A 15228-nucleotide genomic window follows, 5' to 3' on the forward strand; every position below is an offset into this window, starting at 1 on the left:
GTTGTTGCACTGCCATACTAAGCCGATAGAATAAGGCAATTCGCTCCCCTTTAGAGTAACTATGGCAAAGATAGATAAACAGGTTGATAGCCTAAAAGTACCCCCGCATTCCATTGAAGCCGAGCAGTCCGTGCTTGGTGGCCTAATGCTTGATAATGAAGCCTTTGACCGTGTGGCCGAGATAGTTGTATCTCAGGATTTCTATACCCGCACCCACAGGTTTATTTTCGAGGCCATGGAACGCCTGGTGGAAGCAGGCCAGCCGATCGATCTAATTACCATCTCGGAGTCGCTGGAGAAAAACAACCAGCTTGAGAGCATAGGTGGCTTTGCCTACTTAGGGGAAATTGCTAAAAACACGCCAAGTGCGGCGAATATTTCCGCTTATGCGCATATCGTTCGTGAACGTGCGGTAGTGCGTGAAATGATCGGTGTGGCCAATGAAATTGCCGAGGCGGGCTTTAACCCGGAAGGGCGCGGCAGCCATGAACTGCTCGACCTGGCCGAGAGCAAGGTGTTTAAAATCGCCGAACAGCGTACCAAGAGCACCGAAGGTCCGCAGAACATCCATACTATTTTGGAAAAAACCGTCGATAAGATTGAAGAGTTGTATCAGTCACCACAAGACGGTGTGACCGGGGTGAGCACGGGCTATTCCGACCTAGATAAGATGACCGCGGGGCTACAGCCTTCGGATCTGATCATCGTCGCCGCCCGTCCGTCCATGGGTAAAACCACCTTTGCCATGAACCTGGCAGAGCATGCGGCCATGACCCGCGATAAGCCGGTAGTGATCTTCTCCCTGGAGATGCCCTCGGAACAGATCATGATGCGTATGCTGGCATCATTAGGGCGTATTAACCAAACCAAGGTACGTACCGGTCAGCTGGACGATGATGATTGGGCGCGCTTGTCGTCCACCATGGGTCTGCTGATTGAAAAGGGCAAGATGTACGTCGATGATGCCTCAGGGTTAACGCCTACCGATGTACGCTCACGCGCCCGTCGTATCGCCCGCGATCACGGTGGTATCAGTATGATCATGGTCGATTACCTGCAGTTGATGCGGGTGCCAAGCTTGTCTGATAACCGGACCTTGGAAATCGCCGAAATTTCACGCTCTCTAAAGGCCTTGGCCAAAGAGCTGGAATGCCCTGTGGTCGCCTTATCGCAGCTTAACCGTACGCTGGAGCAGCGTGCCGATAAACGCCCGGTAAACTCGGACTTACGTGAATCGGGCTCAATCGAGCAGGATGCCGACTTGATCATGTTTATCTATCGTGACGAAGTGTATAACGAAGACAGTAATGATAAGGGCACCGCAGAGATCATTATCGGTAAGCAGCGTAACGGCCCTATCGGTAAGGTCAGGTTAACCTTCCAGGGGCAATACTCACGTTTCGACAATTATGCCGGACCGGCAATGGATGATGAGTACTAATAATTATGGCGCTGGCTACGGCAACTATTGATTTTTCTGCGCTGCGAGCCAATCTCGCCCGGGTTAAAGAGCTGGCTCCCAGCAGCCAGGTGATGGCGGTGCTTAAAGCCAATGCCTATGGTCATGGCCTGGTACCTATAGCCCAGCAACTGGCGGGTGCGGATGCCTTTGCCGTGGCCCGTATCGAAGAGGCGCTGGCGCTGCGTACCGGCGGTATTACCAAGCCCATTGTCTTGCTTGAAGGCTTTTTTAAGGCCAGCGATATCGACATCATGCTGGCCAACAATTTTCAAACCATAGTGCATGACGAGTATCAGTTAGCGGCGCTGGAGCAGGCGCAGTTAAATGGGCAGATCAAGGTGTGGCTAAAGGTCGACACCGGCATGCATCGTCTAGGCGTTGAGCCGGAGCAATTCGAGCAGTTTTATCAGCGCCTTAAGGGCTGTGAGAATGTGCATGAACAGCTTCATCTAATGACTCACTTCGCCTGTGCCGACGAGCTCGAAAACAGCTATAACCAAACTCAGCTGGCCACCTTTACCAGCCTGGTCAGCGACAAGCAGAACCCTTTATGTCTGGCTAACTCTGCCGCCATTATCAATTATCCGCAAAGTCATGGCAATTGGGTGCGCCCCGGATTAATGCTATACGGAGTGTCACCAGTGCAGGGTAAAACCTCCTTGGAGCTTGGCTTAAAGCCGGTGATGAGTCTGACCAGCGAAGTCATAGCCGTGCGCCGGGTGAAAAAAGGTGAGCCCGTGGGTTATGGCGGTCATTGGCATGCCGATGCCGATACCCAGTTAGCGGTTGTTGCCATAGGCTATGGTGACGGTTATCCGCGGCATGCCGAAAATGGTACCCCGGTGCTTATTAATGGTCGCCGCTATCCCTTGGTGGGAAGAGTCTCCATGGACATGATCAGTGTTGATATTGGGGCCGACAACCAGGACGTGGCGGTCGGTGACGACGCCATTATGTGGGGCGCCGAGCTCGGTATTGAAGAAATTGCCACCTGTGCCAGCACCATAGCCTATGAATTGCTGTGCAATATCACGCCACGAGTGACCTACCAATACCTGAACTAGGCGGCACCGAAGCCGCCTTATCCGCCATTTGCTGCTCCGGAGCAAATAAAAACTATCAATATGATTTATAAGTGAAAACTGTGCCTTTCCTGCAGGGTTGCGGTCAACTTGTAAAGCAGTTGTTTATTTTTGCTAAAAAAAAGCTCAGAATGACTTATAACTTCAACAATATTGTTACAGGGATAGGTGCTGGGAGCGGATATGGCTTACCTTATCGAACTAGACACAGACAATGTGATCTACCTGCATGCCCACCATAGTTTTGGTCGCTTTCAATATAGCGTCGATACCCTAGTTGTTGATCCCAGCGTGTCGAAAATTCACTGCATTATCGAGTGGCAGGGGAGCCACTGGCAGGTGCGGGATCTCAGTCGTAATGGCACCTGGCTGAACTCTAAGCGCTTGGAAAAAGATCGCCCCGAGATACTGCATTGCAATGACTTACTCACCTTTCCCGGCAATAGCAGCCGCGGTTATCGTATTGCGAATCTCGACAAGCCCGAGGATATGCTGATTATCCTCGACGCCATGCAGCGACCGACCGAGCAGCATATACCCCTTAGCAGTTATAACCTGATCCCCGACGCGCAGCCGGAAATCGCCGTGTTTATTCAGCGTGACAGCGGTCTTTGGTGCTTTGAGCGCCTCGACGGACCGCTGCTGGAGCATACCATCATCATAGAGCACGACAGAGTGAGCGATAGTCGCCATACCTACCAGTTGCACCTGAGTCACAGCGAGGCGGCCACCGCTATGCGCGAGGTGGCCAGCGTGAAACTGGCCGATCTTAACTTTATTTTCCATTTAACCCTGGATGAAGAGTCGGCGGAGCTGGTCATCAAAGGCCCCAATGAAGAGGTCGACCTGGGTGAGCGCTGCCACCATTATCTCACTCTTAACTTAGCGCGCTACAGGGCTCAGGATGCGGCCAGTGGTTTACACGAATTGAGTCAGGGCTGGGTCGATACCGAGGTGATAGCCAAAGACTTGGGCATAGATTCCCGCTACCTCAATATTCAAATCCATCGCGCTCGCAAACAGTTTAGCGATGCCCTGGCCCATGTGGAAGGGGCCGACCATGTTATTGAGCGCAAGCTGCGTAAGGTGCGCTTTAACGCCAGTAACTTCGAGATTTATAAGGGTCATCAGCTAGAGGGCGCCATTAACCGCGCCTCTAATTAGCGGGCCAAGTGGTAATGCAGACGTTAGCCCACTATGAGCTCAAACGGCAGGTATACCAAGGCGCCATGGGCACCGTATATGAGGCCTTCGATACCAAGCTGGAGCGCACCGTTGCTCTTAAGGTGCTGGCCCAGGCCGAACTGAGCGCTGCAGACAGTGCTACGGCCCTCAATGAAGCCCGATTTCTAGCTCGCCTAAATCACCCCAATATAATTCAAGTCTTTGACTGTGCTGAAGATCAGGGAATTCACTTTCTGGTCATGGAATTTTGCCGAGGCAAAAACCTGTTGCAGTATCAAAAGCAGCATTTACTCAGTCTTGAGCAAAAGCTCTCCCTGTTGATCGATATTGCCAAGGGCTTGGAGCATGCCCATCGCAACGGGATTATTCATCGGGATTTAAAACCCAGCAATATTCTGATCAGCGAATCGGGGGCGGTAAAAGTCGCCGATTTCGGTATTGCCGAATTTATTGGTGCCAATGCTAAGGCCAGTGCCAGTGTCGGGACTCAGGGCTACATGGCGCCGGAGCAGATCAGTTCTCAGGCACTGAGCAATAACAGTGACTGGTTTTCCTTTTGTGTCCTCGCCATTGAGTTACTGACGGGGCAGCATCCTTTTGGCGGGCAAGGCAGTGACAAAGACTTGGCCGAGGCTATTTGCACCGGTCAGTCGATGGATTTGAGCGGGTTTTCCGAGTATTTGCCGCAGCCGCTGATCCATATTCTCGGGCAGGGTTTGGCACTGGAGCCGGCAGAGCGTGTTAATTTACGACGCGGGGCGCTGAGCACCCAGCTTGAGCAAATATTGCAGTTGCAGGTGCAGCAGGCCATTTTGGCCCAGCAGACCGAGCCGTTAGAGGCGCCGACCCAAGGCGAGGGCAATGAAGAGGCTACCCTTGCGGATGAGCCTGACGGCGAAACTAAAGCTGGTTCAAAACGCGCGCAGCAGGCCTGGTATTATGGCATTACCCTGACCCTGATCGGCGCCTTGCTGGTGGCCCTCTACCTGTTTCGCGATTACTTTATCAAGGCGCCGGTGGTGGTCATCTTACCGACTCAGGTGCAGATCGAATCCCCCGAGTTTGCCTACTATCAGGGCACGCTCAGTGGTTCCATTCAAAGTGCGTTGTGGCAGCAATTGGCGTCGCAAAATGAACATTTGGTAAGTCATACCGAATTGCTGATGCTGGCCAAAGGGGTTGAAGCGACGCGCTTACAAGACCCAAAAAGCTATTTTCAAATGCTCGCCGATTACACCGGCGCAAGTGTCTTTATTACCAGCTCGGCTTCTTGTCAGCAGCGCTACTGCAACATTGAAATCAGTCGGTTAGAGGCACCCGAGTGGCAGCTCGTCGCTACCAGGCAGTGGCAAACGGACCTGATCGACACCCGCAACGTCCATGAATCGGCGCGCTTTTATGGTGCCAGCCTGTTTGCTCACCAAGCCAGCTTTGATGAGCAGGAAAAACAGGTGCTGCAAGAGCAGTTCTTTAATTATTACAACCGCTATTATCATGACGGCGAGATCAGTGAGCCCTTGTTTAACGATATTATGGCGCTACTGAACACACAGCCACACTTTGATGCGGGCTATACACTGGCGCGGGAGCTGGCGCTGCAGCTCAATGATATTACCGGCCAGGGTGATTACGTGAAGCAGGTGCTGCAGTTACTGAACCAGGCACCACGGCAATATCAACGCCGGCCAAGTTATTTGAGCAATCGCATTTTATTGGCCTTAGCCCAGGGAGAGGTTGAAGAGGCGTACCATTACCTGGTGCAATTACGTCAGGTTAGGCGGGGTAGAGGCGGAGTTTTTAAACCTGCAAGCTTCCTGGTATCTGGCGCAAGGGGAGCGGGTAAAGGGGCGTGAAGCTTTGGAGCGCTCCTTGATGATGCGTCCGAACCTGAATGTGCAGAAGAAGCTGGCCACCTTGCTCTATAGCATGGGGGATAGCGACTCGGCGCAATCCCTGCTCGACGATGTGGTCAATAAGCTGCCGCTGGACTCAGACGCGCAAAAGCTACTGGCTGTGCTGGCGCTGACCCGCGGTGATTTTGCCACCGTGATCCAACATTATGAGGCGACCATCAAGGAATCTTTGGACCCTAAGGACGTCGCCAACACCACCATACTGGCGAACCTCGCGCTGGCCTACTTGTACTCGCAACAATATCAGCAGGCGCACACCATGGCCGCTCAAGCGCACAGTCTGGCGCCAAATAACTCGGCCATTACCTTAAATTATGCGGATGCCCTGACTCTGGCCGGGCAACTGGCCTTGGGACGTAAGTATTATCAGCAGGTGATCGATGTGAATAACGGCCAACAGTCGGCCTACTCTTGGTCGGACCGAGCCCAGGCCTATGCCCATTTGGGGGATTATCAACGGGCAACTACCGCCATCAACACCAGTTTGGAACTGGGCCAGGAGCTGGCCGATATTCATTATGCGGCGGCCATCGTCTATGCCGCCACCGGCGATGAACATTCGGCGTTGTATTATGTGCAAAAGGCAATGCAGGCGGGCTACAGTGCCAATTGGTTTGTCTTACCCTGGTTTAAACCGTTATGTGCTTACCCGCAATTCACGGCGCGTTTAAGCCAGCCACAACGGCTTTGTAAATAGGGCCGGGTTACTGCTCTTTAGGACGCTCGACAATAATACGTGGGTCCTGAGACATGTAATAACGCCCGCTACTCAATTGCTTGGCGGTATAACGAAAGCCAATGGTTAATGGCTGGGCCGAAGGCGATGGCGTGACTTCAATCACCTTATCAAGAGGGCCGTTGTCACTGCCGGCATAGTTAACGGTTGGCTCTACCTGGCGCAATACTATGGTTAGCTGCTTCTTATCGTCGCTCAACTCTGAGTCGACGTTGTAATTACAATTGCTGTTATTTTTAACGTATTCGACACCATTACCGAAAAACTCCCAATCCGGGTCTTCAATATGAACGACAAACCTTGCCTCCTGGAGCTTTTCTAGACTGGGATCGCTGGGATTGTTGGTGAAGTTGACGTTAAAGTCGTCGTTGTTAGGGCCGCCGAGGCTTTCGCCGCTTTCGCTAAGCTGGGTTATCCAGCGCTGTGAGGTGCTGGGGGTGAGCATAAAGCTTTGTTGCGCTGTGTAGTCGTTGGGCTCGCAGGGAACGATCAGGGTGTTATTATTGGGTGTTAGCATTATTGTTCCTTATTAGTTCAGAGGCCTATTAACTATAGCCGCAGTTTTAGTAAATAAGGAATAGTTGTAATTTATTGTAAGAAAAGGGCTTTTTTGTTTTTGTTAGGGGTACATTTGACCCTGGAAAGTGGCAATGATGCGACGCTTACCACCGGCATCACGGTGCTCACCTAAATAAATGCCCTGCCAGGTGCCAAGTACCAGACGTCCGTCACGTATTGGCAGGGTAAGCTCACAGCCCAGAGTGCTGGCCTTGATATGCGCCGGCATATCGTCATCCCCTTCATAGGTATGGCGATAGAAGGGCTGGCGTTCGGGGGCGGCCCAGTTAAAGTGAGCTTCCATATCCTGGCGCACCGTGGGATCGGCGTTTTCATTAATGGTTAAACTGGCCGAGGTATGCAGCAGCAGCAGGTGCACCATCCCCACCTGGTACTGGCCGATTTGCGGCAGCAGTCGTGCCAGTTCGTCATCGATAAGATGGAAGCCGCGCGCTTTGGCACTGAGGGTGATTTGTTGTTGTTGCCAGCTCATAGGGTATCAAAGCTCACTTCAATATGGGCCTTGCCAGCGGCCGAGTTAAAAGGCATTAGCAGGGTTTTGCCCTGACATTTGTGACTGAGATGGTGTCCTTTACCGGCCACAACTACGGGGGTGGCCATCTCAAAATCATAGCCCTTGTCACCGAGCAGGTTTTTAGCGCCACCGGTCACCATGTTGGTGATCTCACCCACCATGTCGGTTACTTCTTCATTTACGTTGGCTGGGCGCTCGCCGAGCATGCGCTGCATTATGTCTAAGGCCAAGGCTTCATCGAAGGTGATCGACATCGAGCCCTTAGTTTGTGGGCCGACCATGCCTATCATTCCAGACACATCGCCCAGCGCCACCTCGGAGTTTTTGATACTTGGCTGCCCCGGCTCGAGCCGAGTGTTGGCCATGGTAGCCAACACATTTAACAGGGAAGAAAGAAAGGGATTAATAAATTCGACATTCATAAAGATGATTAAACTCGGCGTACTGCTGCTGAAGATTAAGATTGACAGTTTTTACAAATGCCATGGGCTTCTATGGTTTGTGAGCTGACGCTAAAGCCATGCTCCAAGGCGAGGGCACTTAATTCGTGGGAAAGGACACTGGAATGCAGCTCGGCCACATGACCGCATTGATCGCAGATCAGCAATTGCACCGGGTGAATCGACTCAAAGTGATGGCACAGCATAAAGGCATTGGTGCTTTCGATTTTATGGATAAACCCCTGCTCCGCCAAAAAGTCTAAGGCGCGATAGATGGTGGCCGGTTTGGCGCTGCTTTCGGTGACCTTGAGCTGCTCCAGTAAATCGTAGGCACCGACACCGCTTTCGGTGCTCGCCAGTAAGCGAAAAACCTTTTCTCTGATGGGGGTGAAGCGCGCGCCCTTGCTATCACACATTCTTTTCGCTTTATTGACCAGCGCATCGACGTTCATAGGTTACCTTTTAGATCTTCTTGCCACCCCTATTAGCATACTATGGTCGCGAAAAATTACTATCTCTGAATTGTCGCCAACGGTATAATTTTGTTTTCATAACTGGGAGTTAGCGTGAACGAGTTAATCGCCACATTTATCTTCTTTTTTGCGGTTATCGACCCGGTGGGCACCATTCCGGTATTTATCGCCGTTACCCGCGGCGAAGACGCTGCCTTTAAGCGCAAGGTAGCCTATAAGGCCGTTGCCGTTTCAGCCCTGGTGTTGCTCTTTTTTGTGGTGGTCGGCGAGTTATTACTGAATGCCATAAGTATTCCCCTGGCCGCTTTTCAAATCGCCGGTGGCATCGTTCTGCTGTTATTTGCGTTGACCATGATCTTTGGTGAAGGTAAACCGGAGTCCGAGATCAAAAGCATGCGCGACTCTACCGAAACCGCCATTTTCCCTTTGGCCATACCATCCATAGCCAGCCCTGGAGCCATGCTGGGGGCAGTGCTGATGACCCGTAATGAAGAATTTACCTGGGTCGAACAGGCGATCACTTCTTCTGTGATGCTGGGAGTGCTGGTGCTGGTACTCTTGCTCTTGCTGCTTGCCCGTTACGTGCATAACTTTATCGGCGACAGCGGTGCCAGCATTATTTCCCGGGTTATGGGTCTGATCTTAAGCTCGGTGGCGGTGGCTAATATCCTCGGTGGCATTAAAGACTACTTTGCTCTTTAGCAAGAGGATGCTTTGATGGCGTGAAATTTATGCTGGAGTTGCGTATAATTCGCGCCCTTATTGCTCAGAAGCAGTGCATAGATAGGTAATCAGCCATGACAGACACAATCATCCACACGCCGACCCCGACTTGGCAGCAAGACACTTTCCGTCGCTTTAGCGTCGCGCCCATGCTGGATTGGACCGACCGTCATTGCCGTACCTTTCATCGCCTGATGAGTAAAGAAGCGGTGCTTTACACCGAGATGATCACTACCGGTGCCATTATTCATGGCAAGGGTGATTACCTGCATTTCAACCAGCACGAGCAACCAGTTGCTCTGCAGCTGGGTGGTTCAAACCCCGAGGAGCTGGCCCATTGCGCTAAGCTGGCGGCCCAGCGCGGTTATGCGGAAATTAACTTAAACGTGGGTTGTCCTTCCGACCGGGTGCAAAATGGTCGCTTCGGTGCCTGTTTGATGGCGGAGCCGGAACTGGTGGCCGAGGGCATTGCGGCGATGAAGGCGGTGACCGATATTCCGGTGACGGTCAAAACTCGCATCGGTATTGACGAGCAAGACAGCTATGAGTTTCTGCTGGCGTTAATCGATGCCAACCATAAAATCGGCTGTGATGATTTTATTATTCATGCCCGCAAGGCCTGGTTGCAGGGGTTGAGCCCGAAAGAAAACAGGGAGATCCCGCCGCTGGATTACCCTCGTGTGTATCAGCTTAAAAAAGACTATCCGCACCTGCATATCAGCATTAATGGCGGCATTAAAACCATTGCCGAGTGTCAGCACCATTTGCAGCATGTTGATGGTGTAATGATAGGCCGTGAAGCCTACAGCAACCCTTATTTGCTGGCGCAGGTAGATGCCGAGCTCTACGGTCAGCCAGGCTGCACCCTGACTCGTCATCAGATAGCCGAGCAAATGCTGGGTTATATCGATGATGAAATGCGCCAAGGGGCCCGTTTTTGGCATGTGGCGCGTCATATGCTGGGGCTTTTCCAGGGCATGCCAGGAGCGCGAGGATACCGTCGTCACCTGTCTGAAAATGGTCACAAGCGTGAAGCCACGGCGCAAACCCTGGTAGAAGCCCTGGCCTTTGTCAGCTAGAAGTAGGCAAATACACCATAAATTAGTCTGTACGGCGAATTGATATTCGCCGCTTACACTGAATAATCATTTAAATTCAATGGCTTGCTTTTTGGCATGTAACTTGAGAGTCATGGAGTAGTTCCACTACTTAGGAGTACACCATGGCTAAATCAAGCAGCACTTATTACCGCGATGCCCTGGATAAGAAAATCTCTGGCGTCTGCGCCGGTTTTGCCAAACATCATCATTTGCCAGTGTGGCTGGTTCGCCTGGCAGTGATCATTATCTTCCTCAATGCCCCCATCATCATGGCGGCGGTTTACCTTGTTTGTCACCTGCTCTTTGAAGAGCAGATCCTTGTTTAATCCCATCCCGATGGGGTTTAGGTCGCTGATTTTACTAAAGACACTCAGTTGTCATTAAGTTATATTAGGGTACCTTCAAGGGATAAATTCAAGGAAGCATTATGTTGCGTATTTTCAATCGGGCCTTGCTTGCGGCAATGGCCCTTTGTGCTTGTGCCTTTAGTTACGCCCAGGATGGGCTGATGCTCAGCGATGCGAAAGTTCGCCAGTTTTTGCCGGCGGCCAACAGTTCGGTGGGCTACTTTGCGCTGGAAAATCACTCTGAGCGTGAGCGCATCCTTAAAGCCGTCGAGTTAGAATCGATAGGGCGCGTGGAAATCCACACTCATGAACACAGCGATGGCATGATGAAAATGCGTAAATTAGACAGCCTCACTATCGGCGCAAATAGCCGCGTAGTGTTGCAACCGGGTGGGCTACACTTAATGTTATTTTCGCCACAGCAAGCCCTTAGCGTCGATCAGACTCTGAAAATGACATTGATCTTCGCCGATGGCGAACGTGTAAACGGCCAGGCACGTGTTTTTAGTTTAATCGAGCAAAAGCGCGACAGTGGCAGTGAGCACCACCACAACTAGGAGTTGATATGTCACAGCATAAAGGAAAGATCGCAGCGGCCATCGCCGCGGTATTATTGTTATTCTATTTAATTGCCGTGTATTGGAGCATAGAGCCGGACCGCTTTGATGTGCTTGAGAATGCCAAACAGCAGGCCAGTGAACGCAACGAGCAACTGGTGACCGGCTATGTGACCACCTCGGCGTTGATCACCGTGACTCAATCTTTACTCGACAAACCCGGTGGTTACCTCAGCAACGATATGATGCCGCCGAGCGTCATGATGGATAATATGCCCGCCTGGGAATACGGCGCACTGGAGATGGCTCGGGATATGGCCTTATCCATGCGTAAAGACTTCAGCCGCTCGCAATCTCAATCGACCGAGCACCCATCGCTGAAAAAAGCCCAGCCGCAATTTAATATCAGCAATACCGCCTGGATGTGGCCAAGCGCCGAGGGCGAGTACCAAAAAGGCATCGAGTTACTAATAGAGTACCGCTCGCAAATTGCCGACAGCAATGATCGTCAAAGCCAGTTTTATGCCCGCGCCGATAACCTGCGCGCCTGGGTAAAAGAAGCGGAAAAACGCCTTGGCAGCTTAAGTCAGCGCCTCAGTGCCAGTGTCGGCCAGGAGCGCTTAAACACGGACTTAGCCGGAGACCGTGAGGCTCATCAAGCCACCTATGCACCTCATGAGCAAATGGTACGCACCTCCTGGTGGAAAATCGATGACACCTTTTATGAAGCCCGTGGCGCCACTTGGGCGTTGCTGCATTTTCTAAGTGCCATTGAGCATGACTTTGCCGACGTGTTGGAAAAGAAAAATGCCAAGGTGAGTGTGCAGCAGATCATCCGTGAACTCGAGGCAACTCAGGAGCCGGTATGGAGTCCCATGGTCTTAAATGGCAGTGGTTTTGGTTTTGTGGCCAATCACTCTTTGGTGATGGCTAATTATATTTCGCGTGCCAATGCGGCACTGATTGAACTAAGCGAGTTACTCGCACAAGGATAATAGGGGATAAAATGAAAAAGTACGTTCTAGCGGCAGCAGTATCGTTAGCAACCATGGCACCAGTAGCCCAGGCCGATACGTTATTAGGTTTATACGTAGGTGCCGAAGGCTGGCAGGCAGAGCCGGAAGGCAGCTTTGGTAGTAAAGGCAATGCCCAACAAGATTTCTCGTTCGAAGATGAAACCTTAACCAGTTACTACGTAGCCCTAGAGCACCCAGTACCACTTATCCCTAACGTGAAACTTCGTTACACGGAAATGGATGTAACCGGCGACACCACCCTAGTCGACGGCTTTGAGTTCCAGGACATTAACTTTGGCGCCGGTACCCAGTTGTATACCGAAACCGACCTAACTCATATCGACTATGTGTTGTATTACGAAATCTTCGATAACGATACCTTGTCGATCGACTTGGGTTTAAGCGCCAAGCAGTTCGATGGTGACTTCTACATCACTGATACCAACAGTGACGCCATGTTCGCACCGATTTCTCTGGCTTTGTACCGCTAGCCTATGGTCGTGCTCAAGTAGGCCTGCCATTCACCGGTCTGAGCGTATTCGCCGAAGGCAGCATGTTTGCCCTGGACGACAGCTCGGTACATGACTACCAGGTTGGCGTTGAGTGGGAAGTGATCGACAATCTGGCGGTGGATGTAGCCGTTCGTGCTGGTTACCGCAGCATGCTGATTGAGCTGGACGATATCGACGATATCAACACGGATATCGATGTATCCGGACCGTTCGCCGGTTTGCAGGTGCACTTCTAAGCATTTGAGTGCATAAAAAAGCGCCTTTCGGCGCTTTTTTTGTGTTTGTTGAAAGCCTGGCTAGGCGTCGCTGGGCTGCTCGTCGCCCTCCTTCAGATCAGGCAGTTCGGCCAGCGTTCTCAAGTTGTTCAGGCTGTGGGTGATGGTGTTCTGCAGTTGATGCTCGGCAAACCAGGCCAGATAAGGACCTAAAACCGGAATGGCGATTTCCCCTTGCTGTTGCCAGATGACCCGGCAGCCCTGGTCATATCCTTCAATACGGATCACGCCTTGGGAGAGGTATTCGTTGTTGACCAGCACCTGAAACTCCAGGTGCTCGGCGCTGCTTTGGGTAATGCTGAGCTCGCCGCCGGAGTTCTCACCCAACCAGTTAATGTGTGCCCCCACGCCTTGCGTCTTACCATAGACCTGCAACTGGGCCTGATCTTCAATTTGTTTTACGGCCAGCCATTTTGGCCAGTTATTTAAATCCTGCAACCAAGGGGCTAGCTGCGCCGTGGAGCGATTGATATCGACACTGCGCTGGACCTCGTAGCTGGGGGTGAGTACCAGGCCAAAAAAGATGATGACAAGTATGATAAGCACCAGGATTTTTATCAATTTTTCTAAGGCTGTCAGCACGCGATAGGGCCTCTTACTGTAAGTCACAGGTAACTATAAAGAATTAGAATATCCTGTTCGCGGCAAATTTACCATGTTTGGTGTTTTCAATTTGGGAACTTGGGTGTCGCTGCGCCCGGTTCGAAAAGATAAGAGCTAGGGCCAAATGGGGGAGGAGGTTGCGGCGCGTGAGCACCGCAACATCAGGGTTATTTTAGGTGCACGGCCTTGAAGATTGCCAAGGCGTCGCCTTGCTCGTTTTTCAAGGTTAGGGTGTCACCCTTAATGCGGTATGAGAAGGTGTCGGCAAGCGCCTTGCTCAGCTGCTGTTCTTGCTCCATCAACTCCATACACATTTTTTGGGTGCTGGCTAAAGACTTAAAGCGTAAACCAAAGTATTGACCCTTAACATACTGGCCCATGGTCTGGTTGCAGCTTAAGAAGCCGCTCATGCGACCATCTTGATGTAAGGTGATGTGTGGCTCACGCTTATTGACAACCACTTCCTTACCACCAAGTTTGACCGCTTTCCAATAGGTATTGACCAGGCTTTCGTCTGGCATGGCAACGCGCTCCATCATCACCTTAATCGGACTTTGCGTTTGCGTGGTACCAAAGGGGTCGTTATTTTGCGTGGTGATATAACGCAGCTCGCCATCAAGCATTATTTTGGCGCTGACACTGTAGCGCATGCGCTCTTTCAGTGCATCGGCAGCGTAGGTCAGGGTGAGATCATACGGCGGTGCGCCATCCAGGGTAATGGTTTCGCTGGCAATGACCTCGGCCGCCACATCCATTTTAGAGACATCGGAAAGGGTGACCGTTAATTGCGAGCCGGGAGGTTGCAGACTGCGGTCTTTGTACAAGACTTGCACCTGCATGGTTTTCATTTGTTGCTCAGCGGTAGTTTCTGCGCTTTGCTCCGGGGTATTGCTGCAAGCACCCAATAATACGCTGGTAAGGGCTAGGGCCGAAAAAGTAATCTTTTTGCTCATATTATTAACTCCTTTAATACTGCCAGTACTTTAAGTAAATATGTATTAATTACGCCTTAATACATGGACTTATACTGCGACCCTCGCGCTTATCATGTGCGGGTCGCTATTTCTTTACGAATTTAGTAAGAATGACAATGCGCTGGCCTTCAACGCGCCCTTCGATATGCTCCGGGTTTGACGTTAGGCCGATATTACGTACCGCGGTGCCACGCTTGGCTACTAGGCTACTGCCTTTGACATCCAAATCTTTGATCAGGGTAACCGTATCACCCGCGGCCAAACGCACGCCGTTGGAATCGAGATGCACCACATCTTCGTCTTCGGCAATGGCAGCCTCGGCCCATTGTTGTGTTTGCTCATCAAGGTATAGCATATCGAGCATATCGCCGGCCCAACTGTGTTCGGCGCTTAATTTATTAAGTAGTCGCCAAGCCACTACCTGTACCGCAGGCACCTGGCTCCACATGCTGTCATTAAGGCAGTGCCAATGGGTGTCGCTCAACTGGTCTTGGTTTTGTAATTGCTCGGCACAAAAACCACAAACCAGGATAGATTTGTCGGAGTGGGCTTCACCTTCTGGCGGTACAGCGTAAACGCTTAGGTTGTCGCTGCTGGCGCATAATTCGCATTGGTTGTTGCTACGATCTCGTAATGTTTGTTCTATGCTCATAAAAATCAGTACTTAAAGAGTAGAAGAAAGCTCAATTATAACCAATATACCCACACAAAAGGTATTGTTTTAGGAACTGTTGCCT

The 15228-nt window shown here is 51.4% G+C and carries 17 protein-coding genes and 1 pseudogene; 11 read left to right on the forward strand and 7 right to left on the reverse strand.

What is annotated here, in order from left to right:
• The first annotated feature begins 61 nt into the window (after positions 1 to 61).
• From dnaB to C2M36_RS03415, 5 genes are all read left to right on the forward strand, one after another.
• Positions 62 to 1441, forward strand: a complete 1380-nt coding sequence (dnaB, locus tag C2M36_RS03395) for a replicative DNA helicase (protein WP_105253696.1) — start codon at positions 62 to 64, stop codon at positions 1439 to 1441.
• 5 nt (positions 1442 to 1446) lie between these two features.
• Positions 1447 to 2526 (forward strand): alanine racemase, encoded by a 1080-nt coding sequence (gene alr, locus C2M36_RS03400; RefSeq protein ID WP_105253697.1) that lies wholly within the window; start codon positions 1447 to 1449, stop codon positions 2524 to 2526.
• A gap of 201 nt (positions 2527 to 2727) precedes the next feature.
• The gene (locus C2M36_RS03405) at positions 2728 to 3708 is read left to right on the forward strand and encodes an FHA domain-containing protein (protein ID WP_105253698.1); all 981 of its coding nucleotides are present in this window, start codon (positions 2728 to 2730) and stop codon (positions 3706 to 3708) included.
• Positions 3709 to 3722: 14 nt separating this feature from the next.
• Positions 3723 to 5582, forward strand: coding sequence for a serine/threonine-protein kinase (locus C2M36_RS03410; RefSeq protein ID WP_105253699.1), 1860 nt, complete (start codon positions 3723 to 3725; stop codon positions 5580 to 5582).
• A 19-nt stretch (positions 5583 to 5601) separates the two neighbouring features.
• Entirely contained in the window at positions 5602 to 6339 is a 738-nt protein-coding gene (locus tag C2M36_RS03415; RefSeq protein WP_105253700.1) for a tetratricopeptide repeat protein, read from the forward strand.
• A 7-nt stretch (positions 6340 to 6346) separates the two neighbouring features.
• On the opposite strand, the gene C2M36_RS03420 is transcribed toward C2M36_RS03415, so the two are convergent.
• The 4 genes from C2M36_RS03420 to C2M36_RS03435 form a co-directional block, all read right to left on the reverse strand.
• Entirely contained in the window at positions 6347 to 6895 is a 549-nt protein-coding gene (locus tag C2M36_RS03420) for a hypothetical protein (RefSeq protein WP_105253701.1), read from the reverse strand.
• 102 nt (positions 6896 to 6997) lie between these two features.
• Complete coding sequence (locus C2M36_RS03425; RefSeq protein ID WP_105253702.1) at positions 6998 to 7429, reverse strand: secondary thiamine-phosphate synthase enzyme YjbQ; 432 nt, start codon at positions 7427 to 7429, stop codon at positions 6998 to 7000.
• Positions 7426 to 7893 carry a chemotaxis protein CheX gene (locus C2M36_RS03430; RefSeq protein WP_105253703.1) on the reverse strand — a complete coding sequence of 156 codons (468 nt, stop codon included), beginning with the start codon at positions 7891 to 7893 and terminating at the stop codon, positions 7426 to 7428. The genes C2M36_RS03425 and C2M36_RS03430 overlap by 4 nt, the downstream gene beginning before the upstream one ends.
• 35 nt (positions 7894 to 7928) lie before the next feature.
• On the reverse strand, positions 7929 to 8363 hold the full coding sequence (locus C2M36_RS03435) for a transcriptional repressor (protein WP_105253704.1): 435 nt from the start codon (positions 8361 to 8363) through the stop codon (positions 7929 to 7931).
• A gap of 114 nt (positions 8364 to 8477) precedes the next feature.
• Between C2M36_RS03435 and C2M36_RS03440 the strand changes: the two genes are divergently transcribed.
• From C2M36_RS03440 to C2M36_RS03465, 6 genes and pseudogenes are all read left to right on the forward strand, one after another.
• Entirely contained in the window at positions 8478 to 9086 is a 609-nt protein-coding gene (locus C2M36_RS03440) for a MarC family protein (RefSeq protein ID WP_105253705.1), read from the forward strand.
• Between the two features lie 95 nt (positions 9087 to 9181).
• On the forward strand, positions 9182 to 10186 hold the full coding sequence (gene dusA, locus C2M36_RS03445) for a tRNA dihydrouridine(20/20a) synthase DusA (RefSeq protein ID WP_105253706.1): 1005 nt from the start codon (positions 9182 to 9184) through the stop codon (positions 10184 to 10186).
• Positions 10187 to 10329: 143 nt separating this feature from the next.
• A complete protein-coding gene (locus C2M36_RS03450) occupies positions 10330 to 10533 on the forward strand; it encodes a PspC domain-containing protein (protein WP_105253707.1) in 204 nt (67 codons plus the stop codon).
• 101 nt (positions 10534 to 10634) lie between these two features.
• The gene (locus C2M36_RS03455; RefSeq protein ID WP_105253708.1) at positions 10635 to 11111 is read left to right on the forward strand and encodes a copper chaperone PCu(A)C; all 477 of its coding nucleotides are present in this window, start codon (positions 10635 to 10637) and stop codon (positions 11109 to 11111) included.
• An 8-nt stretch (positions 11112 to 11119) separates the two neighbouring features.
• Positions 11120 to 12106, forward strand: a complete 987-nt coding sequence (locus tag C2M36_RS03460; RefSeq protein ID WP_105253709.1) for a DUF2333 family protein — start codon at positions 11120 to 11122, stop codon at positions 12104 to 12106.
• An 11-nt stretch (positions 12107 to 12117) separates the two neighbouring features.
• Positions 12118 to 12875: pseudogene (locus C2M36_RS03465) on the forward strand (TIGR04219 family outer membrane beta-barrel protein).
• A gap of 60 nt (positions 12876 to 12935) precedes the next feature.
• Here the strand turns inward: C2M36_RS03465 and C2M36_RS03470 are convergent.
• The 3 genes from C2M36_RS03470 to C2M36_RS03480 form a co-directional block, all read right to left on the reverse strand.
• Complete coding sequence (locus C2M36_RS03470) at positions 12936 to 13496, reverse strand: SRPBCC family protein (RefSeq protein ID WP_158678847.1); 561 nt, start codon at positions 13494 to 13496, stop codon at positions 12936 to 12938.
• Between the two features lie 188 nt (positions 13497 to 13684).
• The gene (locus C2M36_RS03475; protein ID WP_105253711.1) at positions 13685 to 14470 is read right to left on the reverse strand and encodes an META domain-containing protein; all 786 of its coding nucleotides are present in this window, start codon (positions 14468 to 14470) and stop codon (positions 13685 to 13687) included.
• Between the two features lie 106 nt (positions 14471 to 14576).
• A complete protein-coding gene (locus tag C2M36_RS03480; protein WP_105187923.1) occupies positions 14577 to 15143 on the reverse strand; it encodes a PhnA domain-containing protein in 567 nt (188 codons plus the stop codon).
• Positions 15144 to 15228 lie beyond the last annotated feature (85 nt).

Origin of the sequence: Pseudoalteromonas sp. T1lg75, assembly GCF_002964705.1 — a bacterium.
Taxonomy (GTDB): domain Bacteria; phylum Pseudomonadota; class Gammaproteobacteria; order Enterobacterales; family Alteromonadaceae; genus Pseudoalteromonas.

Bases quoted from the DNA above. Each gene is read 5' to 3' on its own strand.
- dnaB (WP_105253696.1), top strand. From the start codon at position 62: ATGGCAAAGATAGATAAACAGGTTGATAGCCTAAAAGTACCCCCGCAT.
- alr (WP_105253697.1), top strand. From the start codon at position 1,447: ATGGCGCTGGCTACGGCAACTATTGATTTTTCTGCGCTGCGAGCCAAT.
- C2M36_RS03405 (WP_105253698.1), top strand. From the start codon at position 2,728: ATGGCTTACCTTATCGAACTAGACACAGACAATGTGATCTACCTGCAT.
- C2M36_RS03410 (WP_105253699.1), top strand. From the start codon at position 3,723: ATGCAGACGTTAGCCCACTATGAGCTCAAACGGCAGGTATACCAAGGC.
- C2M36_RS03415 (WP_105253700.1), top strand. From the start codon at position 5,602: ATGATGCGTCCGAACCTGAATGTGCAGAAGAAGCTGGCCACCTTGCTC.
- C2M36_RS03420 (WP_105253701.1), bottom strand. From the start codon at position 6,895: ATGCTAACACCCAATAATAACACCCTGATCGTTCCCTGCGAGCCCAAC.
- C2M36_RS03425 (WP_105253702.1), bottom strand. From the start codon at position 7,429: ATGAGCTGGCAACAACAACAAATCACCCTCAGTGCCAAAGCGCGCGGC.
- C2M36_RS03430 (WP_105253703.1), bottom strand. From the start codon at position 7,893: ATGAATGTCGAATTTATTAATCCCTTTCTTTCTTCCCTGTTAAATGTG.
- C2M36_RS03435 (WP_105253704.1), bottom strand. From the start codon at position 8,363: ATGAACGTCGATGCGCTGGTCAATAAAGCGAAAAGAATGTGTGATAGC.
- dusA (WP_105253706.1), top strand. From the start codon at position 9,182: ATGACAGACACAATCATCCACACGCCGACCCCGACTTGGCAGCAAGAC.
- C2M36_RS03450 (WP_105253707.1), top strand. From the start codon at position 10,330: ATGGCTAAATCAAGCAGCACTTATTACCGCGATGCCCTGGATAAGAAA.
- C2M36_RS03455 (WP_105253708.1), top strand. From the start codon at position 10,635: ATGTTGCGTATTTTCAATCGGGCCTTGCTTGCGGCAATGGCCCTTTGT.
- C2M36_RS03460 (WP_105253709.1), top strand. From the start codon at position 11,120: ATGTCACAGCATAAAGGAAAGATCGCAGCGGCCATCGCCGCGGTATTA.
- C2M36_RS03475 (WP_105253711.1), bottom strand. From the start codon at position 14,470: ATGAGCAAAAAGATTACTTTTTCGGCCCTAGCCCTTACCAGCGTATTA.
- C2M36_RS03480 (WP_105187923.1), bottom strand. From the start codon at position 15,143: ATGAGCATAGAACAAACATTACGAGATCGTAGCAACAACCAATGCGAA.